19 protein-coding genes are annotated in these 24,170 nt (G+C 73.3%); 15 read left to right on the plus strand and 4 right to left on the minus strand.

The window, feature by feature from the left end:
• Positions 1-40 precede the first annotated feature (40 nt).
• The 5 genes from BUE45_RS02930 to BUE45_RS02950 all read left to right on the plus strand — a co-directional run bounded on the left by BUE45_RS02930 (position 41) and on the right by BUE45_RS02950 (position 6,677).
• Positions 41-1,084 (plus strand): LacI family DNA-binding transcriptional regulator, encoded by a 1,044-nt coding sequence (locus BUE45_RS02930; RefSeq protein ID WP_073374568.1) that lies wholly within the window; start codon positions 41-43, stop codon positions 1,082-1,084.
• A gap of 164 nt (positions 1,085-1,248) precedes the next feature.
• Entirely contained in the window at positions 1,249-2,172 is a 924-nt protein-coding gene (locus BUE45_RS02935; protein WP_073374570.1) for a carbohydrate ABC transporter permease, read from the plus strand.
• Between the two features lie 3 nt (positions 2,173-2,175).
• Entirely contained in the window at positions 2,176-3,108 is a 933-nt protein-coding gene (locus tag BUE45_RS33735) for a carbohydrate ABC transporter permease (protein WP_073374572.1), read from the plus strand.
• A 57-nt stretch (positions 3,109-3,165) separates the two neighbouring features.
• Positions 3,166-4,518, plus strand: coding sequence for an ABC transporter substrate-binding protein (locus BUE45_RS02945; protein ID WP_073374574.1), 1,353 nt, complete (start codon positions 3,166-3,168; stop codon positions 4,516-4,518).
• Positions 4,519-4,607: 89 nt separating this feature from the next.
• Positions 4,608-6,677: a beta-galactosidase gene (locus BUE45_RS02950; protein WP_073374576.1), complete on the plus strand. Its 2,070-nt coding sequence runs from the start codon at positions 4,608-4,610 to the stop codon at positions 6,675-6,677.
• A 354-nt stretch (positions 6,678-7,031) separates the two neighbouring features.
• Here the strand turns inward: BUE45_RS02950 and BUE45_RS02955 are convergent, their stop codons facing one another.
• Positions 7,032-8,048 (minus strand): alpha/beta fold hydrolase, encoded by a 1,017-nt coding sequence (locus BUE45_RS02955; protein WP_073374577.1) that lies wholly within the window; start codon positions 8,046-8,048, stop codon positions 7,032-7,034.
• An 806-nt stretch (positions 8,049-8,854) separates the two neighbouring features.
• On the opposite strand from BUE45_RS02955, the gene BUE45_RS02960 reads away from it, so the two are divergent.
• Complete coding sequence (locus tag BUE45_RS02960) at positions 8,855-9,673, plus strand: phosphotransferase family protein (protein ID WP_073374579.1); 819 nt, start codon at positions 8,855-8,857, stop codon at positions 9,671-9,673.
• Positions 9,674-9,943: 270 nt separating this feature from the next.
• On the opposite strand, the gene BUE45_RS02965 is transcribed toward BUE45_RS02960, so the two are convergent.
• Complete coding sequence (locus BUE45_RS02965) at positions 9,944-10,249, minus strand: hypothetical protein (RefSeq protein WP_143173240.1); 306 nt, start codon at positions 10,247-10,249, stop codon at positions 9,944-9,946.
• 551 nt (positions 10,250-10,800) lie between these two features.
• Here BUE45_RS02965 and BUE45_RS02970 point away from each other — a divergent pair.
• The 4 genes from BUE45_RS02970 to BUE45_RS02990 all read left to right on the plus strand — a co-directional run bounded on the left by BUE45_RS02970 (position 10,801) and on the right by BUE45_RS02990 (position 15,970).
• Positions 10,801-11,178 carry a DUF6507 family protein gene (locus tag BUE45_RS02970; protein ID WP_073374582.1) on the plus strand — a complete coding sequence of 126 codons (378 nt, stop codon included), beginning with the start codon at positions 10,801-10,803 and terminating at the stop codon, positions 11,176-11,178.
• Between the two features lie 828 nt (positions 11,179-12,006).
• Entirely contained in the window at positions 12,007-13,779 is a 1,773-nt protein-coding gene (locus tag BUE45_RS02980) for an ICP22 family protein (protein ID WP_073374586.1), read from the plus strand.
• 13 nt (positions 13,780-13,792) lie between these two features.
• The gene (locus tag BUE45_RS02985; RefSeq protein ID WP_143173241.1) at positions 13,793-14,443 is read left to right on the plus strand and encodes a hypothetical protein; all 651 of its coding nucleotides are present in this window, start codon (positions 13,793-13,795) and stop codon (positions 14,441-14,443) included.
• A gap of 102 nt (positions 14,444-14,545) precedes the next feature.
• Positions 14,546-15,970: a DUF6177 family protein gene (locus BUE45_RS02990; protein ID WP_073374590.1), complete on the plus strand. Its 1,425-nt coding sequence runs from the start codon at positions 14,546-14,548 to the stop codon at positions 15,968-15,970.
• 256 nt (positions 15,971-16,226) lie between these two features.
• Here BUE45_RS02990 and BUE45_RS02995 read toward each other — a convergent pair whose 3' ends face one another.
• A complete protein-coding gene (locus tag BUE45_RS02995; RefSeq protein ID WP_073374592.1) occupies positions 16,227-16,805 on the minus strand; it encodes a TetR/AcrR family transcriptional regulator in 579 nt (192 codons plus the stop codon).
• 100 nt (positions 16,806-16,905) lie between these two features.
• On the opposite strand from BUE45_RS02995, the gene BUE45_RS03000 reads away from it, so the two are divergent.
• The 3 genes from BUE45_RS03000 to BUE45_RS03010 all read left to right on the plus strand — a co-directional run bounded on the left by BUE45_RS03000 (position 16,906) and on the right by BUE45_RS03010 (position 20,790).
• Entirely contained in the window at positions 16,906-18,132 is a 1,227-nt protein-coding gene (locus tag BUE45_RS03000) for a metal-dependent hydrolase family protein (RefSeq protein ID WP_073374594.1), read from the plus strand.
• Complete coding sequence (locus tag BUE45_RS03005) at positions 18,129-18,998, plus strand: alpha/beta hydrolase (protein WP_073374596.1); 870 nt, start codon at positions 18,129-18,131, stop codon at positions 18,996-18,998. The genes BUE45_RS03000 and BUE45_RS03005 overlap by 4 nt, the downstream gene beginning before the upstream one ends.
• Before the next feature lie 637 nt (positions 18,999-19,635).
• Complete coding sequence (locus BUE45_RS03010; RefSeq protein WP_342745997.1) at positions 19,636-20,790, plus strand: MFS transporter; 1,155 nt, start codon at positions 19,636-19,638, stop codon at positions 20,788-20,790.
• A 209-nt stretch (positions 20,791-20,999) separates the two neighbouring features.
• Here BUE45_RS03010 and BUE45_RS33740 read toward each other — a convergent pair whose 3' ends face one another.
• The gene (locus BUE45_RS33740; protein ID WP_073374600.1) at positions 21,000-22,463 is read right to left on the minus strand and encodes a hypothetical protein; all 1,464 of its coding nucleotides are present in this window, start codon (positions 22,461-22,463) and stop codon (positions 21,000-21,002) included.
• 355 nt (positions 22,464-22,818) lie between these two features.
• On the opposite strand from BUE45_RS33740, the gene BUE45_RS03020 reads away from it, so the two are divergent.
• Both BUE45_RS03020 and BUE45_RS03025 read left to right on the plus strand, forming a co-directional pair.
• Complete coding sequence (locus tag BUE45_RS03020; RefSeq protein ID WP_073374602.1) at positions 22,819-23,202, plus strand: hypothetical protein; 384 nt, start codon at positions 22,819-22,821, stop codon at positions 23,200-23,202.
• 287 nt (positions 23,203-23,489) lie between these two features.
• Positions 23,490-23,678: a CsbD family protein gene (locus tag BUE45_RS03025; RefSeq protein WP_073374604.1), complete on the plus strand. Its 189-nt coding sequence runs from the start codon at positions 23,490-23,492 to the stop codon at positions 23,676-23,678.
• Positions 23,679-24,170 lie beyond the last annotated feature (492 nt).

Below are 24,170 nucleotides of genomic sequence, written 5' to 3' on the forward strand. Positions count from 1 at the left end.
GCGCCCGTCCGGGGCGCGGCAGCGGGTACGGGGCGTGAGGATGTCCGAGGGCGGTGGGGCCACCGCGGGGGCGCGGGGGCGCGGCGCCCGGGTCTCCATGGCCGACGTGGCACGGCTGGCGGGCGTCTCCTCCCAGACGGTGTCCCGGGTCTCCAACGGCAGCCCCAGCGTGGACCCGCGCACGCGCGCACGGGTCCTGGCCGCCATGCGCGAGCTGGGCTACCGCCCCAACAGCGCCGCCCGCGCCCTCAAGCGCGGCGAGTTCCGCACGCTCGGCGTCATCGTGTTCACCCTGCACACCACGGGCAGCGTGCGCACCCTGGAGGCGATCGCGGCCTCCGCCGCCGAGGAGGGGTACGCGATCACCCTCATCCCGGTGTCCGCGCAGACCCAGGACGAGGTGCTGGGCGCGTTCACCCGGCTGGGCGAGCTGGCGGTGGACGCCGTCATCGTGGTCATGGAGGTCCACCTGGTCGACGACGCCGTGGTCCGGCTGCCGCCCGGGCTGCCGGTGGTCGTCGCCGACTCCGAGGCCGACGAGCACTACACCGCGGTGGACACCGACCAGGCCGGCGGCTCCCGGGCGGCGGTCCTGCACCTGCTGGAGCTGGGCCACCGCACCGTGTGGCACCTGGCCGGGCCGCAGCGGTCCATCGCCGCCGAGCGCCGCGCCCGTGCCTGGCGGGCGGCGCTGCGGGAGCGGGGCCTGCCCGTGCCCGCGCCGCTGCACGGCGACTGGTCGGCCGAGAGCGGCTACCGCCTGGGGCTGGAGCTGGCGGCCGACCCCGCGTGCACGGCGGTGTTCGCCGCCAACGACCAGATGGCGCTGGGCCTGCTGCGCGCCCTGCACGTGAGCGGGCGGTCGGTGCCCGGGGACGTGAGCGTGGTGGGGTTCGACGACATCCCCGAGGCGGCGTCGTTCCTGCCGCCGCTGACCACCATCCGGCAGGACTTCGCCGAGGTGGGGCGCCGGCTCGTGGCCGGCGCGCTGCACCGGCTGCGCGGCGGGGCCGCCCCGCGGGGGGCCGCGGTGGTCCCCACCGGGCTGGTGGTGCGCGAGAGCACCGCGCCGCCGCGGCGGTGACCCTCCGGGGTTGCCCCCCCAACCCCCCTTGACCCCCGGCAACGGCGGTGCAACACTCCCGACACCGAAATGTTTGCGTAAACATGACCCGGTGCCCACCGGCCGTCCCCCGTGCGCGGGGCCGCCGCGGCGGGTCGGCACGGAGTGCTCGACGAGGGATGCCCATGACGTCGACGGCCACCGCGCCCGCACCGCCCGCACGCAGGCCGCCGCCCCGCGGCGGACCGGGCCGGCGCTGGGCGGGGTGGGGCTTCCTCGCCCCCTTCATGACGGTCTTCGCGCTGGTCTTCGTCGCCCCGATCGCCTACTCGCTGTACCTCAGCGTCTACCGGAACCGGCTGGTGGGCGGCACCTCCTTCGTCGGCGCGGACAACTACCGCACCGCCTTCACCGACCCGGTGTTCTGGGACGCGGTGGTCCGGGTGGGGCTCTTCCTCGCCGTCCAGGTGCCGATCATGCTGTTCCTGGCGCTGCTGCTGGCGCTGGCCCTGGACAGCGGCCGGCTCTACGGGCGGGACTTCTTCCGGATCTCGATCTTCCTGCCGTACGCCGTCCCCGCCGTGGTGGCCACCCTGATGTGGGGCTTCATGTACGGCACCCGGTTCGGGCTGGTGGGCAACGCCAACGACCTGCTGGGCATCACCCTGCCCGACCCGCTCTCGCCGGGCCTCGTCCTTGCCTCCATCGGCAACATCGTCACCTGGCAGTTCGTCGGCTACAACATGCTCATCCTCTACTCGGCGCTGCGCACGGTCCCCCACGAGCTGTACGAGGCGGCCGAGGTCGACGGGGCCGGACAGCTGCGGGTGATCACCGCCGTCAAGCTCCCGGCCCTGCGCGGGGCCCTGGTGATCGCCGCCGTGTTCTCCGTGATCGGGAGCTTCCAGCTCTTCAACGAGCCCAGCATCCTGCGCAACCTCGCGCCCAACGCCATCACCTCCGGGTACACGCCCAACCTCTACACCTACTCGCTGGCCTTCTCCGGCCAGCAGCAGAACCAGGCGGCGGCGGTGGCGGTCATCATGGGGCTGCTGACGATGGCCGTCGCCTACGCCGTGCAGCTGTTCGGCATGCGAAGGGCGGTGTGACCCGTGGGCACCTCCGCTCCCGCCCGCCCGCCCCGCCGCCGCGCGCCCAGCCCGCTGCGCCCGCCCCGCGCCCGCTGGGGCCGGGGAGCGCGCCGCCCCCGCCGCAGTCCCGCCCTGACCCTGGTCACCGGCCTGGCCCTGCTGTACTCCCTGGTCCCGCTGGTGTGGCTGTTCGTCAACGCCACCAAGAGCCAGGAGTCCCTGCTGGGCACCTTCGGCCTGTGGTTCGGCCCCGAGTTCTCCCTGTTCGACAACGTCTCCGCCACCCTGGCCTACGGCGACGGGGTGTTCGTGCGGTGGCTGCTCAACACCGTCCTCTACGTGGTGCTGGGCGCGGGCGGGGCCACCCTGCTGGCGGTGCTCGGCGGGTACGCGCTGGCCAGGTTCGACTTCCCCGGCCGCCGGGCCGTGTTCGCCGCGGTGCTGGGCGCGGCGGCGGTGCCCGGCACCGCGCTGGCCGTGCCCACGTTCCTGATGTTCAGCCGCCTGGGCCTGACCGACACCCCGTGGGCGGTGATCGTCCCCTCGCTGATCTCGCCCTTCGGCCTGTACCTGATGTGGGTGTTCGCCGCCCAGGCCGTACCGGCGGAGCTGCTGGAGGCGGCCCGCATCGACGGCTCCGGCGAGCTGCGCACCTTCCTCACCGTGGCGCTGCCGCTGCTGGCGCCCGGGACCGCCACCGTCCTGCTGTTCACGATGGTGGCGACCTGGAACAACTACTTCCTGCCGCTGATCATGATCCGCGACCCCGACTGGTTCCCGCTCACCGTCGGCCTCAACTCCTGGAACGCCCAGGCGGCGACGGCCGGCGGGGAGCCGGTGTTCCACCTGGTCATCACGGGGTCGTTCCTGACGATCGTCCCGCTGATCGCCGCCTTCCTGCTGCTCCAGCGCTACTGGCGGTCGGGGCTGACCGCCGGGAGCCTCAAGGGCTGAGCCCCGGGCCCGCGGCCCCTCCCCCACACCGGACCACCCCGACCGAGGAGACCCCCCGTGAACACTCCACCCACCCCCCGCCCCCGGCTCCGGACGCGCGCCGCCGCCGCGGCCGGGGCCCTGTGCCTGGCGCTGACCGCCTGCGGCTCCGGCGGCGACACCGCGCCCGGCGTCTCCGCCGAGGACGTACGGGCGGCCCTGGAGGAGGGCGGCGAGATCACCGTCTGGGCCTGGGAGCCCACCCTGGAGCAGGTCGTGGCGGACTTCGAGGCCGCCCACCCGGGCGTGACCGTGGACCTGGTCAACGTCGGTACCGGGGACGAGCAGTACACCGCCCTGCAGAACGCCCTGTCCGCCGGGTCCGGGCTGCCCGATGTCGCGCAGGTCGAGTACTACGCGCTGGGGCAGTTCACCATCGCCGGGAACCTCCTGGACCTGGCCCCGCTGGGCGCCGCCGGCCTGGAGGGCTCCTACTCCCCGGGGCCGTGGGACGCCGTCTCGGACGGGCGGGGCGCGGTCCACGCCCTGCCCATGGACTCCGGGCCCATCGCCCTGTTCTACAACCGGGACGTGTTCGAGGAGCTGGAGGTGGAGGTGCCCACGACCTGGGAGGAGTACGTCGAGGCCGCCCGGGAGCTCAAGGAGGCCGACCCGGACGTGTACATCGCCGCCGACAACGGCGACGCGGGCAGCACCACCACCTACATCTGGCAGTCGGGGGGCCGCCCCTACCGGGTGGCCGGGGAGGAGGTGTCCATCGACTTCACCGACGAGGGCACCGTCCGCTACACCGAGACCTGGCAGCGGATGATCGACGAGGACCTGCTCATGGACGTCAGCGCCTGGACCGACGAGTGGTACCAGGCGCTGGGCGACGGCAGCATCGCCACCCTGGTCACCGGCGCCTGGATGGGCCTGAACCTGGAGGCGGGCGCGCCCGGCGCCGCGGGCGCCTGGCGGGTGGCCCCGCCGCCCGCCTGGGAGGAGGGGGACCCCTCCAGCGCCGAGAACGGCGGCAGCTCCCTGGCCGTGCCGGCGGGGGCGCCGAACGAGGCGCTGGCCTACGCGTTCATCGAGTACGCCAACGCCGGGGACGGCGTCGGGACCCGCATCGGCGGCGGGGCGTTCCCCGCCACCACCGCCGACCTGGAGTCGGAGGAGTTCACGTCCGCGGAGTCGGAGTACTTCGGCGGGCAGCGGGTCAACGAGGTCTACGCCGAGTCCGCCGCCAACGTGGGCCAGGGGTGGTCCTACCTGCCCTACCAGGCGCACGCCAACTCCCTGTTCAACGACACCGTCGGGCAGGCCTACGTCTCCGGGACCACCCTCGCCGAGGGGCTGGCCGACTGGCAGGCGGCCTCGGTCCGCTACGGCGAGGACCAGGGCTTCACCGTCACCGAGGGCGGCTGAGGGCCCCTCCGGCGCCCCGGGCCCGGGGCGCCGGACGGCGCAGAGCACACGAGGAAACGACCGCCCCGACCCCGCGAAGGGACCCCACCATGCCCCTGGCAGGTTCACGCGACTGGCTCCGCTGGCCGCGCGACCCCGACCGCCGCCGCTTCGGCTACGGCGCCGACTACAACCCCGAGCAGTGGCCGCGGGAGGTGTGGGAGGAGGACCTGCGCCTGATGCGACGGGCGGGCGTCACCATCGTCACCGTGGGCGTGTTCTCCTGGTCCCGGCTGCGGCCGGACCCGTACACCTGGGACTTCGGGTGGCTGGACGAGGTCATGGACCTGCTGCACGGCAACGGCACCGCCGTCGACCTGGCCACGGCCACCGCCTCTCCCCCGGCCTGGCTCACCACCGCCCACCCCGAGGTCCTGCCCGTCACCCGGACCGGGGAGACGGTGTGGCCGGGCGCCCGCCAGCACTGGCGCCCCACCTCGCCGGTGTTCCGCAGGTACGCGCTGGAGCTGGTGGAGGCGCTGGCCGAACGCTACGGCGGCCACCCGGCCCTGGCCGCCTGGCACGTGTCCAACGAGCTGGGCTGCCACAACTTCTACGACTACTCCGACGACGCGGCGGCGGCGTTCCGCGTGTGGCTGCGCGACCGCTACGGGAGCGTGGACGGGCTCAACCGGGCCTGGGCCACCGACTTCTGGTCCCAGCGCTACGGGGACTGGGAGCAGGTCCTGCCGCCCCGGCTGGCGGCCTCGCACGTCAACCCCACCCAGCAGCTGGACTTCACGCGCTTCTCCTCCGACGCGCTGCGCGACCACCTGCGGGCCGAGCGGGAGGTGCTGCGGCGGATCACCCCGGACGTCCCGGTGACCACCAACTTCATGGTGATGGGCCACGTCTCGGAGATGAACTACGCCGACTGGGCGGGCGAGGTGGACTTCGTCTCCAACGACCACTACGTGCGCCCCGGGCCGGGCGGCGCCGACGAGCTGTCCTTCAGCGCCAACCTGACCGGCGGGCTGGCCGGGGGCCGTCCGTGGTACCTGATGGAGCACTCCACAAGCGCGGTCAACTGGCGGGCCGTCAACCCGCCCAAGGCGCCGGGGGAGCTGGCGCGCGACTCGCTGCTGCACGTGGCGCACGGCGCCGACGCCGTGTGCTTCTTCCAGTGGCGGCAGTCGGCGGCGGGGGCCGAGAAGTACCACTCGGCGATGGTGCCGCACGCCGGGCCCCAGAGCCCGGTGTTCGCCGACGCCGCCGAGCTGGGCCGGGTGCTGGCCGAGGACCTGGCGGAGGTGGCCGGGACGCCGCGGCTGCCGGCCCGGGCCGCCGTCGTCGTGGACTGGGAGTCGGGCTGGGCGGTGCGCCGGGACTCCCTGCCCAGCTCGCTGCTGGACGCGCAGCGCGAGGCCCTGGACTGGTACACCGCCTTCCTGGGGGCGGGCGTGCGGGCGGATGTGCTGCCGGTCGGCGCCTCCTGGGAGGGGTACGGGCTGGTCGTCGCGCCGCTTCTGCACGTGCTGCCGGAGGCGACGGCCGGCCGGCTGGAGGACTACGTGTCCGGCGGCGGCCACCTGGTCACCACGTACTTCTCGGGGATCGTCGACGAGGACGACCACGTCCACCCGGGCGGGTACCCGGGGCCGCTGCGGGACCTGCTGGGGCTGCGCGTGGACGAGTTCGCGCCGCTGGACGAGGGGGTGTCCGCGGCGCTGGACGACGGGTCCGCCGGGACGGTGTGGTCGGACCGGATCACCGTGACGGATCCCGCGACCGAGGTCCTGGCCCGCTACGCCGACGGGCACCTGGCGGGGCGGGCGGCCGTGACCCGGCGGGCGGTCCCCGGCGGGGGCAGCGCCGCCTACGTCTCGACCCGCCTGGACGAGGAGCACCGCACCGCCCTGCTGGGCCGCCTGCTGGAGGCGGCGGGGGTCGGCGCGGAGCTGCCCGGGCACCTGCGGGGCCGGGTGGAGCTGGCCGTGCGCGGGGACGGGGGCGGGGGCGTGGAGTACCACTTCCTGGCCAACCGCACGGAGGAGCCGGTCGTGCTGGACGGCCTGCCCGGCACCCCGCTGACCGGGTCCGCCGGGGAGGCGGACGGGGTGCTCGCGCCGCGCGGCATCGCGGTCCGCCGCGTCCCCGGCCGGGGCGCCGGGGCGGGCTGAGGCCGCCGCCCCGCGGGTCCCTCCCCGCCGGTCCGGGCGGGGAGGGGCCCGCGGGGCGGTACTCGCGCCGGACACACCCGCAGCACCGGCCCCGGTGGCCCTGGCACGCGGAATCTCCTTCCGTGCCTTGCTGGCGCGGGCGCCTCCCCCGTCACGACGGTCGACGGGCCCGTGGAGGCCGTCGCGCCCCTGTGCCGCTCGCCGCCGGACCCGGTGACGGAAGCACCCGGTCGGGGGCGAAGGCGCTCGAAGGCGGTGAGGCGTACGCCGTCCTCGGCTGATCGGCGCCGGTGCCGGCGGCCCCGGTTCCAGCGGAACACGGGGCCGCCGGCCGCGGGCCCACGGTGGTTCAGGTCACGCGTCGAGGAAGCGCAGCAACTCCGCGGTGACGTACCGGGGGTTCTCCTCGATGAGCCAGTGCCCCGCGTTCGGTACGTCCACCGCGCGCACGATGTCGGTCAGGCGCGGGGCGACCGTGGCCCGGATCGGGTCGAGCTGGCCCTCGGCGGCCATGAGCAGGGTCGGAACGTCCACCGGCTCCGCCTCCACGACGTCGCGGACGTCCTCGTCGAGGGCGCGGTAGAGCTCGAAGCCGCCCGACAGGGCGTCGGGGTCGTCGTAGGTCCGCGCGTACTCGTCGATCTCGGCGTCGGTGAACGGGGACCGGGTCGAGGTGCCGCCGAACGCCGTCCCGTTGTAGGAGACCTGGGGGTAGAACAGCGCCAGGTAGTCGCGGACGTCGTCGCCGACCACCGTTTCGGGGATCTCGGGCTGGGAGTGGAAGGCGATGTGCCAGCTCAGCGAGCGGTACGTGGACGCGTCCAGCTCGGGCCCGGGCAGCGGCAGGTCGAGGTAGCCCAGGCGTGCGGTGTCGTCCGGGAACTGGGCGGCGTACTGGAACGCCACCGCGGCGCCGAAGTCGTGTCCGACGACGGCGGCGTCCTCCACCCCGAGCCGATCGGCGATCAGCGTGTGCACGTACCGGGCGAGGGTGGCCTTGTCGTAGCCGGTCGGGGACCCGGTGCTGTCACCCAGCCCGGGGAGGTCCACGGCGTAGACGGTGTGGTGCTCGGCGAGTTCGGGCATGATCGGCCACCAGCCGAACCAGGTCTGCGGCCAGCCGTGGAGCAGCACGACCGGCGGTCCGCTGCCGCCGGTCACGTAGTGCATGCGGACGCCGTCGACGTCGGCGAACTCGTGCCGGAAGGTGCCTTCGAACTCCGGTTCGCCCTCGGTGGCGGTGGCGTACGCGGGGACCTCGTCGGTGGCCGGTGTGGTGCAGGCGGCGAGGCCGACCGTCAACAGGAGCGCCGCGAGCGCCCGCGTGGGCCTGGGGAAACGGCGCGGTGACGGCCGTGGTGCGGTGGTCATGTGTTCCTTTTCGTGGAGGACTGGAGGAGGCGCCGCGGTCGGCGTCCGACCGCTCCGTCTCTTTGTTCGCGGGGGATGTCGGCGTGGCCCGCGCAGCGGCCGTTGCCGGGCGGTGCGGCGGATGAGCGGGACCTGGGCGGCGGCCTCGGCGGGACGGCCGCCCGGTCCGGTCGGGGGCCGGTGGCCACGGGCCGGGCCGCGTGGACGCCGTCCCGGAAGGCGATGGCGTCTTTCGTGCCCATCGGGACTCCTTGTGATCGGGATGCGCCCAGCCTCACCGAACCGCCGCGATATGGCACGCGGTCTTGCGGTTGTGCAAGGTGCGGGCACGGACTCCGCAACGGAAGACGTGCTCGACGCGGGGCCACGGCTTCGTGCGCCGCGTCGCGCCCGGGGCGTCACCCCGGCCGGCCTCGCGGTGACGGTCGGGGGTCGGCAGGCTCCCTGTCCCGGTCGGAGAGCGGTCGGCGCCGCGCGGTTGCCGCTGCCGCCGACACGTGCCGGAGACATCCCCCTGGACGGCCCCGTCGGTGCTCCGCACACGGACGCCTCGCATCCCGTCCCGTGGCGGGAACGGTCGAGGGCACCCGGCGGCCCTCCCCTCCTCCCCGGCCGTGGCCGCCGACCGGACCCTCCGGGTGATCGGCCCCCTCCCCGCCTCCGGGAAGGCAGGACCGGAGCGCCGTCGCGGCCTGTCAGCCGCCCGTTCGCCTGCCGGCGGGGGCGGGGCCGCGGTAGCCTCGCGGTGTCCCGCACCGGGGGCCGGGCCGAACGGCCCCGCAGCGACCACGGCGAGCCGAGAGCGCATGACCACCCGATTCCACACCCACCACATCGACCTCCGCGACGACGTCGTGGTCAAGCGCTACAGCGCTTGGGGCCGGGGCGAGCCGCAGCGGGAGTGGACGGCGCTCCAGGTCCTGGACCGGTACGCGCCCGGCCTGGCGCCGTGTCCGCTCCACGCCGAGCTGGACGCCGAGCCGCCCGCCATCACCATGAGCCGCCTGCCCGGCCGCGTCCTGCGCGGCGAGGACGCCACCGACGCCCACGTCGCCGCGATCGCCCGCGCCCTGAACCGGCTGCACCGGATCCCCGCCGGGACGGTCACCGCGCTCGCCCCGGCGCCGTGGGGGCCGCGGACGGCCGTGGCCAAGGTCCGCCGGTTCCTCGCGGCCCGCCCCGACCCCGGCGAGGACCCCCTCGTGCGCAAGGCCCACGAACAGGGGGCGGCGTGGATGGCCACCACCGACCCCGACCGCCTGCTGGACGCCACCCACCCTCCCGTCCTGGGTCCGGCCGACGGCAACCACGCCAACCTGCTCTACGACGCGCGGACGGAGCAGGTGCGGCTGGTCGACTGGGAGGACTCCGGGAGCAACGACCGGGCCTTCGAACTCGGCGAGCTCACCGAGCACATCTCCCGTCTCGACGGCACCCTGGACCCCGACGCCCTGCTGGCCCGCCTGGACCTGGCCCCCAGGGAGGCCGAGCGGGTGCGCGGGTTCCGCCGCCTGGTCGCGCTGTGCTGGCTCCTCCAGCTCGGCCCCGCCGGCGCCGCCACCCCGCACAACCCGCCCGGAACCGCGCGCCGCGTCGCCGAACGCCTTCTGGCCGTGCTCGGCTGAGGGGCGGTGGGACCGGCCTCGGTGAGGCGGGCGGGCCCGTGGTGGCAAGGCCGTCTGCCCGTGGTGTTCCCCGGGGGCGCGCCGTGGCCCGGGCGGGCCTCGGTGGGGCGCTGCGGACCTGGAAGCCGGTCCCGGCCGGGGAGGCCGCGTTCGAGGAGGGCGACGCCGGCGGGGGCCCTCCCCTGGGAGGTGATGGACGCCCGGGCGGCGTACCTCCGCATCCCGGGCGCCGCGGACGGGGTCTCCCTCCGGGGTGTTCGGCCGCAGGGGTCAGACGCGGGGAACGATGAGCATCCAGTCACCGTGCTGGTTCCTGGCACAGCGGTAGGACTCCCCGCCCAGGCGGCGACCGGCCTCGTTGCACGCGCGCTGGGTCGGGTATTCGCCGATGACCTTCTCCGGCGGTGCGGCGACGATCGGGCCCCGGTCCGCGGCGGTGGGAGCCGGAGCGACCGCGGTCCGTTCCACGACCACACCCGCCGGTGCGGCGTCGGAGGCCGCTGCGGGTGCGGCGCCGAGCAGGACGCCGCCCGCTCCCAGCAGTGCCGTCAGGACGACCACGCGAGACTTCAGCATCAACAGTCCGTTCTCTCAACAGTGTTTGCATCGGTCATCGTGGCACTCATGATCTCTTTGTGGTGAAAAACGGCCATGTGCGGCCAAAGATGTAATCCCCGGCCACCAGGGCGTTCCAGGCACGGAGGCGGACACCCCGTCGTGTCACGCACGACCACGGCGTCGGGTGCGCGGCCAGGCCCCACCCCGTGTCCGCGGCATCCCGGAACCCCCCGGGGTCGACGGCCCGGGCGCATGCTCCGGGGCGGGCGAACGCCCCTTCAAGAATTCCTCGCGGCGTCATCGGACGCCGCCGGCCACGTGTCCGTCCGGCGCGGCCCTCGGGAACGCGGCCCCCGGCGGCGTGACCGGTTCCGGTCAGCGGGGAATGCCACGCGCACACCTGCCCGGATCCGGTGACGGCGCCCTCTGCCAGGAAGAACACGCCTCCGCTTCTACCTCCACCGCTCTGGGGGCCGCTGGGGCTTTTGCGCCATCGATGACATGATCGGTCACACAACGGCAGCGCACGAACCCGCTGCGTCCCCCATCACCGCCCCGGGAGGATCCCCGTGTCCACATGGAACATCCGGCCCCCCGAGGTCGGCGCAATCCTGGGCACCGTTTCCGGACACGTCGGAGACGAAGAAGGAACCGAAGGACTCACCGGCCACCTGACGTCCCTGGAAGGACACCTGGCCGACGCCGCTTCCGGAGCCCACAGCCCACCGATCGAGATGGCGCTGGGTGAGTTCGCAGGGCACTTCTTCGCAGAGGTCGGCGACATGGTCGCCCTCACCACCAGCGCGGTCACCGGGGCCGGCGAGGCCACCACGCACTACGTCAACGGCGACCTCGACATGGCGGCCGAAGCCCAGGCCAACGCCGGGAAGACCTTCACCCCCGTGGACGGCAACGGGAACGGCGGAGACCTTCCTTCCGCTTTCTGACCCCTCGCCCCCGTTCTTTCCGACCCCCGCGTGGAGACCCCCCTGTGAGCGACGGCCTCATCGACCCGGACGCCATTCCCCTCCCCGAGGCGAACGTCTACGAACTCCAGAGCGCCGCCGCCGGGATGAAGGCCGACGGCGAGGGCATCTCCCAGGCCGGAGCGGACATCTCCTCCTCCTGGGCCGGCCTCCAAGGGGTCTACAGCGCCCCGGAGGCCGAGACGCTCTTCGTCGCCGTGGACCCGGTCCCCACCAAGGGCGAGGACACCGACCAGGCCCTGAACACCGCAGCCCGCGCGCTGGAGGACTTCGCCGAAACCGCACAGCGCATCCGCGGCGAACTGATCGCGCTGCGCGCCCAGGCACGCGAACTGGTCGCCGAGATCAGGAGCGACGAGGACTGGAACAGCAGCGAGCACCCCTTCGACTTCGTGAGCGAGAAGGGGAGGGAGCACGACGGCCTGCTCGGCAAGGTGAACGCCCTGGTCCAGGAGTACCAGCAGGCCGAACGGGACTGCGCCAACACGATCACCCGGACCTTCGGCGGCACCACCTTCATCGGAGGCGACCTCGAAGGCACCGCACAGCCCGCCCCGGGGAGGTCCTCTACGGCTTCGACGAACCGCTGGAGAACGTCGCGACCCCGTGGGGCACCCCGCAGGGCACCGACTACTACTGGACCATGGACGCCGCCCTGGCCGCGTGGGACGTGGTACGCGGCGGGGCCGAGGACCTCGGCGGCATGGTCGGAGCGTACGGGGATCCCGGCTGGTTCACCGGGGACTGGGGGCCAACGCCGAGGCCTACTGGGGCGACGCACTGGTCGGCATGGGCGCCTGGGCCGGTGTCTACAACCCGCAGACCGACGACTGGGTGGGAGGCTTCAGGGAGGGCGTCGAGGTCTACACCAACGCCCGCCTGGACGCGGTGCACGGGTTCTTCCCGTGGACGGAGCTGGAGGAGCGTCCCGGCTACGCCTTCGGCACGCTGGGCACGAACGCGGCACTCATCGGTGCCGGGGTGGCGCTGACCGCCACCGGCGCCGGCGCGGTCGTGGGCGTGCCCCTGACGGTCAGCCGCGTGATGCGGATCTTCGGCGGCGTCGGCGACGGAAGCGGGCCCCACCTGTCGGGGGATGACGGCGCCGAGAGCGGGCGGGACCGCAACGGCTCCGGCTCCGGTGTTCACGGCAACGGTGCGCACTCCTCTTCTCCCTCCGCTCCCGGGGAGGGGGCCTTCTCCTCCGACGGGGAGTGGGCGCCCTCCGATATCGAGGACATGAACACCGCCCTGTCCGACCTGGAGGCAGCGCACGGTCCACCCCCCGCGCCGGAACGGGGGCCGGACGCACGGCCCGAGAACCCGGCTCCAGAGCCCCGGCCCGAGCCCGTGGTACCGGACCGTTCCCCGGACACGGCCACCACTGACGATGCCCCACAGCAGCACACCGGCCAAGAACAGAAACCGGACCCGACCGCCCAGGAGATCGACCAGGCCTTCGCGGAGATGGCTCGGGACAACGAAGACCTCGCCGACCGGATGGACCGCCAGGACGGCGGACGGATGGCCGACCTCGATCCGGACGCGGCCTGGACCATCAACCCCGCCCAGACCACCACAGGAGGCGGTGACGGCCCCGAAGACGGATCCCGGATCCCCGTCACCCCCGACGGCGCCGAACTACGGGCGGACGACGAGGTCACCGACAACACCGACAACGGCGGCCCCGCACCACAGCCGGACCGCGACGAGAACCCCGTCACCATCCGCGAAACCGAGGAACCGGACGCCGGTGGGTCCTCCTCTGGAGGTCCGCCTGAACCTCCCCGCCCACCGGGCCCCGGTCCCGACAACGGCGACCCAGAGTCGATCGACCCGGATGGAACGTCTGAGATCCAGGAGCTCTCTTCGATCTCAGAGAGAAGCAGTGGGTCCGGATTCTCCATTAGGAGGGACGACAGTGGAAACCTGGATCCGAACGATCCGGAACTGAGAATCGAAGATGTCAGAAGCAGCCTGGACGAACTCGACCTGAGCGAGAGCCAGAAAGACAAGATCATAAGAAAACTACAGGAAACCCTCACTGGAGAAGGTCGGCAGGTCACACAGATCATCCAATCGGGCAAACTCAACGCAGCAGACAGTTTCAGTGATTTGCTGGCCAAATTCGGGTCCAGCAAGGATCACAAATTCAGGGGTGCGGCAGCTGAACTCCGGTTCGCATACGACCTGGTACTGGAAGGGCGTTCGGCAAGGGACATCGAGTTCCCGCCAAACTCGGGAGTTCCAGGAGATGATGTTGACGTCGTCATCAAGTCCGAAACCAGGGAGAATCAGTTCTCTTACCAGATCAAAGATGTGGAAAGTAAGAATGGAGTCAGGAAATTTTACAACACCGTCGTCGACCAGCTTTCAGGACCGACGGCAGATGGAACCAGGAGGGTCGGCATATTTGAGGTCAATCAGTCGATCAACGAACTCCCCGAAGCCATGGTGCGCAGGTTGAGCGACAGGTCGATGAGTTCCGGAGTAGCATTCAGGCTATACTTCACGGATGGCGTGATGACAGTTCCACCTGACACCCAGATCTACCCGGAGTAGGAAAATGACGCGATTGCTGAGCTCTCCAGAGACCACTGCAGCATGGAACTGGGAGATCGAGACGGAAAGCGATGGAGAGAACGGCAATCTTGGGCGCGGCGCCCGTGCGGCGCTCTCCATGGCAGAAATTCTCAAAAAACACGGACTGCTGGATCTGTCTCAGATGATGGTCTCGTGGCACCGGGCAGGAGTCGGGCCCATTGGATTTCGATCTCTCATCTCGATGCACGAAGGTGCGAGCACCTCTCCGGATGATCTGGTGCAGATGATTTCAGCGAGCCGACCGGCCGGGTACACGGATGCTCTCGCCGGTCAACTCGAACTCCTAGGCCCCGGAGTATGGATAAACAACGAAGGCCATACCAAGCGGGAGCAAAAGCTGATTGGCGCCTTCTTGTCCATGGACGAGTTCGCGGTCTGGGGCACACTTTGGGTCATGCACGACATCTGGTCCTATTATGATTTCTCCGGGCAGCCGCACCCTGAGGTCTACAACAACAACGCGCCGCGCCTGGCCTCCGTTCTCAAGGAAATCGAAACCTCGCTGGACGTTGAGATCGAGGAGGGTGAACCCACCTACTTCGCAACGCCGGAAAAATATGGGATTCTGACTCCCACCACTGAAGCAGAAGGCCTCGGTTTCGATGCGACAGACCGGCTCTGAATCACGTGACAGCAAAAGGTGCGCGCGACGTGAAAGCTCACCGCAGCGGATCGCGTGAGGTGGGTCTCGCTGTGACCGATCGCTTTCGACGCGAGGACCCGTATGACCCATGATGTCGTCGCTCTGCTCGACAGGGCGCCCACCCTGCGCGGTATGACACGTGCCCTGGTCCACGCAGGCCCGGAGCTGCGCGTGCGCCCGGTCGCGGACGGGGCACTCGTTCAGCTCCGGGACGGCACCGGCCGGATGGTCGCCGCGGTCCAGGCCGCGCAGCGGCTCTCCTCCCGTACCGAGGTCGGCCGGCTCCTGGCGCCCGGCCTGGGCCCCGCACTGCCCGCACAGCCCTACTGGGTGGAGGCCAGGGGCGCCCGTACCGGCGCCCGGGGGCCGGACACCCGCGAGATCGTGCGCAGGTTCGCCGATGCCCTGGTCGAGCAGTTCGGCGGCGTCGTCTGGTCGCCCGAGACCACTCCGGAATGGGACGACCCGCTGCTCACCGGGGCCACCGAGCACCCCGCCGTCACCCTCACCACGACCGGAGTCGCCGTCGCCGTCCAGGACCGCCCCGTGGTGGCCATGGACGCCTGGATGGTCGACGCCCTGTACACGCACGCCCATGCACGGCGCGCCTTCCAACTGGTCACTCCCTCCACCTCACGCCTCACCCACATCCTGCGGTCGGCGCTGACCGGTCCCCTCACCCGCTGGGTGGTGCGCACCCCCCGGGGCGATTACCGGGACGGCTTCTCCGGCGCACCGTTGGCCTGGCACGAGGACATGGGTTTCGTCCGTGCGGAGGGGGCACCGGACGACAGGTGGACCGAGGCGCGGGAAAACGACCCGGACGAGCGGTCCGTCCTCTTGGTGGACCTGAGCGTGATCCGTCCTCCGGAACAGGGCCTTGTCCTGGGTACCGGCCTGGAGACACTGGGCCGGGGCTTGACGGGGACTCTTCCCACCGTGTGGGGCACGAGCGAGCCCGCTCCCTTGGCGTGGAGCCCCGAGGACCTCACCGGGCTGGCACGTCGCCGGGCCCCCAAAGCGACCTGGACGGTCTTCAACGGCCCCACCGGCCAGGGCGAAGGCTCACGGGTGTTCACCGGCACCCTGCGCGTGAGCCGTGTTCCCGAAGGGGTCCGAGAGGACGTCGCCCTGGCGGTGGGCGCTCCCGAGGACACCGCCTGCGCCCCGGACTCCCTCATTCCCCTGGTCGAGCAGCTGGCCGAGGAGGGCGACCTCCATCGCCTCACCGTGCACCGCACCCGGGGAAGGCCGGACCTGACCCACACGGCGGGCACGGCCGCGCCGGTCATTCCGATGGGGCTGGGGATCGGTCCCGCCGCGACGACCGGGCTGGGGGTCGACCACGTCCTGTCGGCGCCGGTGCGGGGTATCCCGTTCGGGCCGCCGACGGCCCCTTCCGTCTGGTACGCCATCGGCGAAGGAACCGCCCCTGCCGACCTGGCGGTCCAGCGGAGCCTGCTCGACCACCTGCGCCCCGGGGGTATCGGGCCCGAACGCCGGTAGGGACCGACGGAACCCCTGCGGCCCGCCTCTCGCGCCGGACACGGCGCCACGGGGGACGGGACGGCACGCCGGAAGGTCCGGGGGCTCTGGTTTCGGAAGACCCCCGTATCCGATCGGCTTCCGGCACGACCCCGGCACAGCGCCGGGGCGGGCGGGGCGAATCCGCTTCCGGCGTCAGCGGACCGCCACGGGTGCCCCGTGCGCCGGAGGACACGCCGGCGGGACCGGCCGTCCGGCCGGTCCGGGGCGCGGTGGTCTACGACGCGCGCTTCTCGCCCTCGGAGGCCGCCAGCGAGGCGATGAAGCGCTCGGCCGCGGCGTCGACCTCGGCGGTCGGGGTCAGCAGCCTCTGCAGCAGGAGGCCCCGCAGGCACGCGGTCGCGATGAGGCTCCGCTGCCCGGCCTCGGCCGCCGTGGCGCCCTCGCGCAGAGCCGCCGCTTCGAGCAGGTTCGCCAGGCCGTCGATGTCGACGACGAGTTCCTGGAAGGCGTCGCGTTCGTAGACCGCGAGTCCGACCAGGTGGAAGAAGGCGTGGGTGCGGTCCTCGTGCGCGGGGTCGGAGTAGAAGGTCCAGATCGCCCTGCACAGGGCCGCGAACCCGAGTTCGTCGCCGGTCGCGGCGATGAGGACGTTGTCGCGGCGGCGCGCCTCCAGCAGCACGGCGCGCAGCAGGCCCGGCCGCGACCCGAAGTGGTACGTCAGCAGCGTGTGGTGCACGCCGAGGCGCTCGGCCACCTGGCGCATCGACAGGTTCGGGCCGGGGCCGTTCTCGCCGAACTCGTCGAACAGCGCCTTCAGGAGGCGCTGCCTCCCCTCCCCCACCGGCGATCTCACGTTGCCTCCGTTGACAGTTTCACCACTGTTGAGTACGTTACCGCATATCCAATTCACCACTGTTGAGTACAGTGGCCGACGGCTGTCAGGAGGGGGTCCGATGACCGGAACCTGGCTGGTCGGGGGCATCGTCGCGGACGGGTCGGGCGCCGACCCCGTCGCGGCCGACGTGTGCGTGCGGGACGGCGTGATCACCGCGATCGGTCGGGCGCCCTCGGGTGCGGCGGTCGTCGACCTCGGGGGCATGGTCCTGACCCCGGGACTGATCGACGCCCACGTCCATCTGGGCCTGTCCAGCCCGATCAGGGCGCAGTTCGGGTTCCGGATCCCGGCCGCCGAGCTCGCCGCCGACATCTTCGCCGCCGCGGGCCAGGCCCTCGACGCGGGGTTCACCACGGTGCGCGACACCGGCGGCATCGACGGCGGGGTCGTCGGGGTCATCGCGAAGGGCAAGGTGCGCGGTCCGCGGGTGCTCTCGTGCGGCCCGGTGCAGTGCCAGACCGGGGGCCACGGCTACTACGGGGCCGCGTGGGAGCCGACGGAGCTGTGGGAGGCCCACCACGTGCCCGGGCTCTGCGCCCTGTCGCTGATGTCGGGCAACGCCGACGAGCTCCGGCGCAACGTGCGCGAGTCGTTCCGCCGCGGCGCGGGTTTCCTGAAGCTGTGCGTCACGGGCGGCGTCGTCGGGGGGCACGACCGCCTCGACGACACCCAGTTCACGCACGAGGAGATCGCCGTGGCGGTGCAGGAGGCGCGGGCGCGCGGCACCTACGTCACGGTGCACGCGCACAACAACGCGGGCATCCGCAACGCCGTACGGGCCGGCGTGCGCTGCGTGGAACACGGCACCGCCATCGACGAGCCTACGGCCCGGCTGATGCGGGAGCACGACGTGGCACTGGTCCCCACCTTCGCCGTGGTCGAGCAGCTCACGGACGCCGAGGGCATGGACCTGGACCCCCGGACGCGGAACCGCCTCCACGGAGTGCGCCGGCGCATGGAGGCGGCGCTGGAGGTCTCCCGCGCGGCGGGGCTCAGGATCGGCCTGGGCTCGGACCTCATCGGGCCGGACCAGCGGCGCCGGGGCCGGGAGCTGAGCCTGCGTGCCGCACTGGAATCGCCCATGCGGGCGCTCGTGTCGGCCACCAGCGTGAACGCCGACATCCTCGGCCTGGGCGGGAGCGTCGGGATGATCCGCGTCGGGATGCGCGCCGACCTGGTCGCCTGGCGTCGGGACCCGCTCCACGACCCGGCGGTGTTCGCCGATCCGGACATGGCCGCCCTCGTCTTCAAGGACGGCCTCATGATGAAGGGAGAATCCCGATGAGCGGGATGCTGCACGGCTGTTTGCAGGACACGGAGTACCTGGAGGTGACCGCCCGGTCGGGGCACCGCTACGGCGTCTGGGTGACCACGCCCCCCGGCCACACGGACTCCGCGGACCCCCTGCCGCTGATCTACGTGCTGGACGGCAACTGGACGGTCGGCCTCACCGCGCCCCTCATCGTCACCCAGGCGGACCCGTTCCTGACGGTCGCCCCCTACATCCAGGTCACCGTCGGGTACACCGGCGAGGAGGCCCAGGCCTGGGCACAGGTCCGCAACCGCGACCTCGTGCCGCCGGGGGAACCCGCCGGCGACGACACGCTGGCCACCCTCGCGGCGGCCCGCGAGTCGGGCACGATGACCCAGGAGCAGATCGACGCCTACCTGGCGGAGCTGGGGCAGGCCCGCGCCGACGTCTTCCTCGACTTCCTGACCGACGAGCTCCACCCGCTGCTGCGGTCGAGGTGGCGTGTGGGCGAGTCCGGGCACGGCCTCTTCGGCTACTCCTACGGGGGACTCTTCGCCCTCTACGCGTGGCTGCGCGGGACCGGGCCCTTCGCGAGCGTCGGTGCGGGCAGCCCCGGTGTGGCCAGTGCGCAGAGCCAGGTCTTCGACCTCGTCGACGCCCTGCCGGAGCCCGGCGGGGACACGGCCGCCCCACTGCTGCACATCACGCTGAACGAGGCCGAGATCCTGGGAGGGATTCCGTTCTACCGCGGGATGTCGCGCAACGTCCTCGCGGCGGTGGAGCGGCTGCACGCACGGGGGCGGTCGGCGCAGGTGTCGCACGCGGTACTGCGGGAAACGCACGTCACGGGGTTGCAGGCGTCGTTCCTCAGCTACCTGAAGACGTGCCACACACGGTGACCGGCCGTGAGCGTTCCGCGGCCCGCCCCCGACCGCGGGCGGGGGCCCGGCGGCCGGTTCGGCCGGGCCGTGGCGGCGCACCCGCGGGGCCGGGGGTCCGGGGGGATCCGGCCTCCGGCCCCGCTGTGCGGTGGTCGGCGGGCGGTGCCGCGGAGCGGGGCAGGGTCCGCCGCGCCCCGGGGGCGGGCCGGCGGCGAGGGTGCGGCGCGCCGCGGGTGGACGAGGAGCCCCCGCCGGCGAGGAGTCGGGCCCCCGGGGCCCGACCGTCGATGCGGGCCCGGAGCGCGGCGACGCGCGGGTCTTGACCGCCTCCGCGGCGGGCGGGAGCCTGGACGCGTGGATCCCCGACGCTCACGACGACGCCCCTGTGCCCTGCCCCCCGACCCCGGCTCGGGACCACCCGCGCCCGCGCCCGTGCCGGGGGAGGAGTCACGGAAGGCCGCACCCGCGCCGGCCCCGGGGCGGGGGATCCGCGCCCGTGGATGACCGCGAGGCCGGTTCCCCCGGCGGCGGGCCCCGCTCTCCGGAGACGCCGGGCCCGGATCGGCGCGGTCTCGCCGGCTACGCGAGCGTGTTGCGCACGCCGGGCCTGACCGTCTGGCTCCTCGTCCTGGTCCTACAGCGTGTGCCCGTGGCCATGGCACCCCTCGCCCTGGTCTACCTGGGGTACGCGGTGACCGGATCCTTCCTCGTCGGCGGGCTCCTGGTGAGCGCGCACGCCCTGGCCGAGGCGGCGGCGGCCGGGTGGATGGGGCGCAGGTTCGACCGGCGGCCGGCCCGGCGGGAGACGGCGCTCGTGCTGGGGGCCGAGGGCGTGTTCTTCCTGCTCCTGTTCGCCTTCGCCCACCACCTCTCCCTGCCCCTGATGATCCTGCTGGCCGTCCTGGGCGGCGCGGTGTCCGCCGGGACCTACGGCGGGCTGCGCAGTCTCCTGCAGCACATGGTCCCCGGGCACTCCCGACCGGCGGCCCTGGGGCTGGAGGAGACGGCGAGCGCAACGGTCTGGGCGGCCTCCCCCGCGCTGGCGGGCGTGCTCATCGCCGTGGGGTCGGGCACCTGGCCGGTCGGCGCGATGGCGCTGGCCTCGTTCCTGGGAGGCCTCACCGCCCTGGCCCTGCCGCACCGCTCCCCCCTCCCGGCCCCCGACCGGGCCGGGGCGGGGCGGAGGAGGCGCAGCGGCGGCCTCCTGCGGCTGTTCTGGCCCTCGCTGGCCCAGGACGGCGCCGCGGTGTTCACCCTGGGGGCCGCCGCGGTCTGCCTGCCGGCCCTGCTCATGGACACGGGGACCGGCGCGGCGCTCCCCGGCCTCATCCTGGGCGCGGCGTCGGCCGCCGGGGTGGTCGGCGGTCTCGCCTACGGCTCACGGCGGTGGCCCCGCCAGCGCGCCCACGCCACCGGGCTGCTCCTGCTCTACTGCACCCTGGTGGGCGGTGTGGGCGGCGTGGGCCTCCTGAACGAGGCGTACCTGGCGGGTGCGCTCTTCATCGCCGCGGGGGTCGTCCAGGTCCCGGCCCTCATGTCGCGCGCGCTCGTGGTCCAGGGGCAGGTGCCCCGGCGGGACTGGGGCTTCGCCTTCTCGGCGCTGTACGCCGCCAAGGGCATCGGCCACGGGGCCGCGGGGCTGACCGCGGGAGCCGCGATCGCCGCCGTCGGACCGGCCTGGGCGGTCATCGCGTGCGCGGCGGTCGCGCTCGCCGTGGCGCTCTCCGCCGGGATCTCCGACCTGCTGCGGAACCGCAGGACGGCGGGCTCGGACACACCTCCCGGCCCCGGCGGGAGCCGGGACCTTTAGGGGCCGCCTCCTTCGGCGGGACCGCGGGGCCGGGCCGCGCCGGGGAGAACCCGCCTCCTTTCGCCCCTGGGCGGGTACCGAGGCGGCCCCTGGGACGGAGGACGGAGCCCTCCCGTCCCAGGGGGATCACCGGGGCCCGCACCGGACGCGCGCCCGTGACCGGTCCCCTCCGCCTTCGTGCGCGCGGGCGGCCTCCCGACTCGGCACCCTCAGGTGACCGGGCTCCAGGCGCGGGCGCCCAGGGCCAGGGTGCCGCCCTCCGCCACGAGGGTCTCCCCCTCGTCCCCGTTCCTGTCGATCCCCGCGCGACCGGCCCCCGAGAACGCCTCGGCCCGTACCCGGAGCCGGACGGGTTCGGCCGCTTGGAGCACCTCCATCCGCCACGGAGCGTTCTCGTCCGGACCGGGCACGGCCAGGTGGGCCACGGCCGAGGCCGCTCGGCGCCGCCCCGCGACGGCGTGCCCGGCCGTGTAGGAGACCATGCGCGGTTCGGCCCGCCCCGGACCGTCCGTGAGCCGGCGGGCGGGCACGGGCGGGACGGCCCCCTCCTCGGCCGGCTCCCCGCGGACACCGCGGGCCGACTCCCGGGCGTTGGGAACGCTCTGGAGCAGCAGTTTCCAGTTCGAGGCCGGCTCGGTCCCCCCGCGCCGGAACCAGGTGGCGACCAGGGAGCGGAAGGCCGCTTCGCGTTCCCGTCCGGGGAGCGCGCCCGCCGCCAGGATGTCCCCTCCGGCGCCCTCCAGGGCGCGGCAGTACGCCTGAAGCGGGACCCGGGCGACCTCCGGGGGGTGGCGGACCGAGCGGATCAGCAGCATGGCCCAGCGCACGAAGTCCGCCGCACCCCGGATGGAGCCGTCCAGCTCACCCTCCTCGGGCGCCCCGGGGGGCCGGGCGCCCTCCCGAGGGGCCGGGGGCGGGACCAGGGCGTCGGCCCGGCGGCCGGCGCCCGACAGGTGCCAAGTGCCGTCTCGCAGGCCGAGCGACGCGCTCCGCGCCCGCAGGACCCCGTGCGTTCCCAGGCCGATCGCGATCCCGTCCGGGGTGGATTCCAGGCGCACCCCGGGCGCCGCGGCGGTGTCGACGTCGGCCTCGGTCACGTCCTCCAGGTACACGTGCAGCTCGGGAGGCGTTCGGGGGGCGTCGTCCCCGGTGCGGTAGGAGCGCACGAGGTCCACGGCGAGGAAGCCGCAGAGCCGGGTACCGGCGCGTTCGAGGTGCACCTGGCGGACGGTGCCCTCCTCCAGGGCGTAGTCGGCGGCCAGCTCGGACAGTGTTCCGGGCGTCCAGCGCGAGTACGCCGGGCGGACCACCCCGCGGTAGTCGCGAAAGGGCGTGTCGGAGCGGTCGGGCACCGGTCGGATCAGCGTGTCGATCCGGTGCCCGTCGACCGCGCCCTGTTCGACCATCCAGTCCCAGCGCCCGGGCCGCAGGCGCTGCATCCACTCCAGGGCCGCCAGGGCGCGGCGCTCCCGCGTACCGCCGGCCCCGCCCGTCGCGGCCCGGAACAGGGGGAGGGTGGTGTCGTCCCACATGTCGGCGACGGCCCGGACGGTCTCGCGGTCGAACGTGCGCGCGTCGCGGGCGGCCTCGGCGATCAGCAGGACCGAGCGGTCGAGCAGGGCGCCCAGCGCGGCGAGGGCGGGGCCGGGCGGCTCGGGGGTTCGGGGGCTCATACCCGAGAACTCTGGCACAGGACCGCGGGCGGGCTCGCGGTTCCACGCCTGCGGGGGTGCGGGTGCCGCGGCTCCGCGCGGTGGATCGCCGGTTCCGCCACCGCCACGGCAGTGCGCCCGTCGGCGGTGGCGGACGGGCCGTCTCCGTGCGGGCCGGGTCCGGGCCCCGGCCGACGCGGTCCCGGCGCAGGACGGCTCGGGGAGACCCGGTCCCCGCACCGCCGCCTCCGCGGAGGCGGGCCCCGGCGACGATCCCGGGCGGAGCCGATCGGACACCTGGTGCGGCGGGCCGCGTGTGATGCTCCTGGGGGGACATGCGTTCTCGGACCCTCGCACCGCACCGGGAGGCGGACGGATGAGAAAACGCTTCACGAGGGGGGCGGCGGTGCTCGCGGCCTGCTCGGTCCTGGTCTGCACCTCCTGCCAGTCCTACAACGAGTACTTCGTCGTGGAGAACGGGCTGGACGTCCCGGCCATCGTCCAGCGATCCGACTCCCCCGAGGCCTTCGCCCCCGGACCGGGGGGTTTCGACTGGGGTGTGCAGCCGGGCGAAGCATGGTTCCAGGGCCTCCTCGAATCCGAGAGGCGCCCCTGGTACCGGCGCGTGTGGCCGTTCCGGGAGTGGGCTCCCCGAGTGTGCAGGGACGATATCTATCTCCACGTCCACTCCGAGGACGGACGCACCTGGACCCGGGAGCCGCCCCTGTGCTCGGGCGAGGTCTGGCTCATCGACGGCTGAGCGGCACCGGCATCCGGGCACGGGCTCGGTCGGTCGGTCGCCGAGGGTCCCTCTCGGCGGAACGGCCCTGGGGGGAGAACCACCGGACTCCAGCCGGATTGTTTTCGGGCTGGTGTCGAACGTGTGCTCGTGCGGACCAAGTGCAGGTCAGAAGGTTGAAACGGTCAACGGAGACGACGTGGCGCTGGTCACGAAAGGCGCATTCGGTGGGGCCGGAATGCATGGATGGTCTCAGATCGGACAAGAAGAACCCCACAGACGCGAACGAATGCGAGGGGGAGTTCACGATGACCGAGGACAACAAGGCCCGCAACAAGTTCGACGAGGCCAAGGGCAAGGCCAAGGAGGGGCTCGGCAAGGCCACCGGCAACGAGCAGTGGCAGGCCGAGGGCAAGATCGAGCAGAACACGTCCAAGCTCAAGCAGGCCGGTGAGAAGGTCAAGGACGCCTTCACCTCCGACGACAAGCGCCCCTGACCCCACACCCGCAAGGCGTGCGCGCCCCGTGGTTCCGGACGACGTACTCTCCGGGGCCGCGGGGCGCCGCCGTGTTCCGGGGGGTGGGGTCAGGTGCCGCACGGCGCCGTTCGGTCCGTGCGGCACCCGGGGTTCCGGCCCGGGGAAAGGACCGGGGAGGTGCGCGGATGCGCGCACCCATCCTGTACCCGTCACCGGCCGGCTAAACGGATCACCCCGCGCACGGCTACGTCCGAGCCCCGCACGGGCCCGTCGGCCGTGTCCCGGTGGTCTCCGCCGCCCCCCGTTCCCGGGAGCCCGCGCGCCACGGCCCCGGGCCGTGAGGAGGCCGCGGTGGCCGGGGCCGGGTGCGGTGTGCGACGGCGGTGCGCATCAGGGGACGTCAGGGGCGAACGGCGCCGAAGTGATGACTGCGCGTCGACCGGGCGGCCCCGCTCCGTCACCGCTAGGGTGTGCACCGGGTCTCCGGGCTTTCAGGTTCTTCTCGGTCGA

The sequence above is a fragment of the Nocardiopsis flavescens genome (assembly GCF_900141985.1).
GTDB lineage: Bacteria > Actinomycetota > Actinomycetes > Streptosporangiales > Streptosporangiaceae > Nocardiopsis > Nocardiopsis flavescens.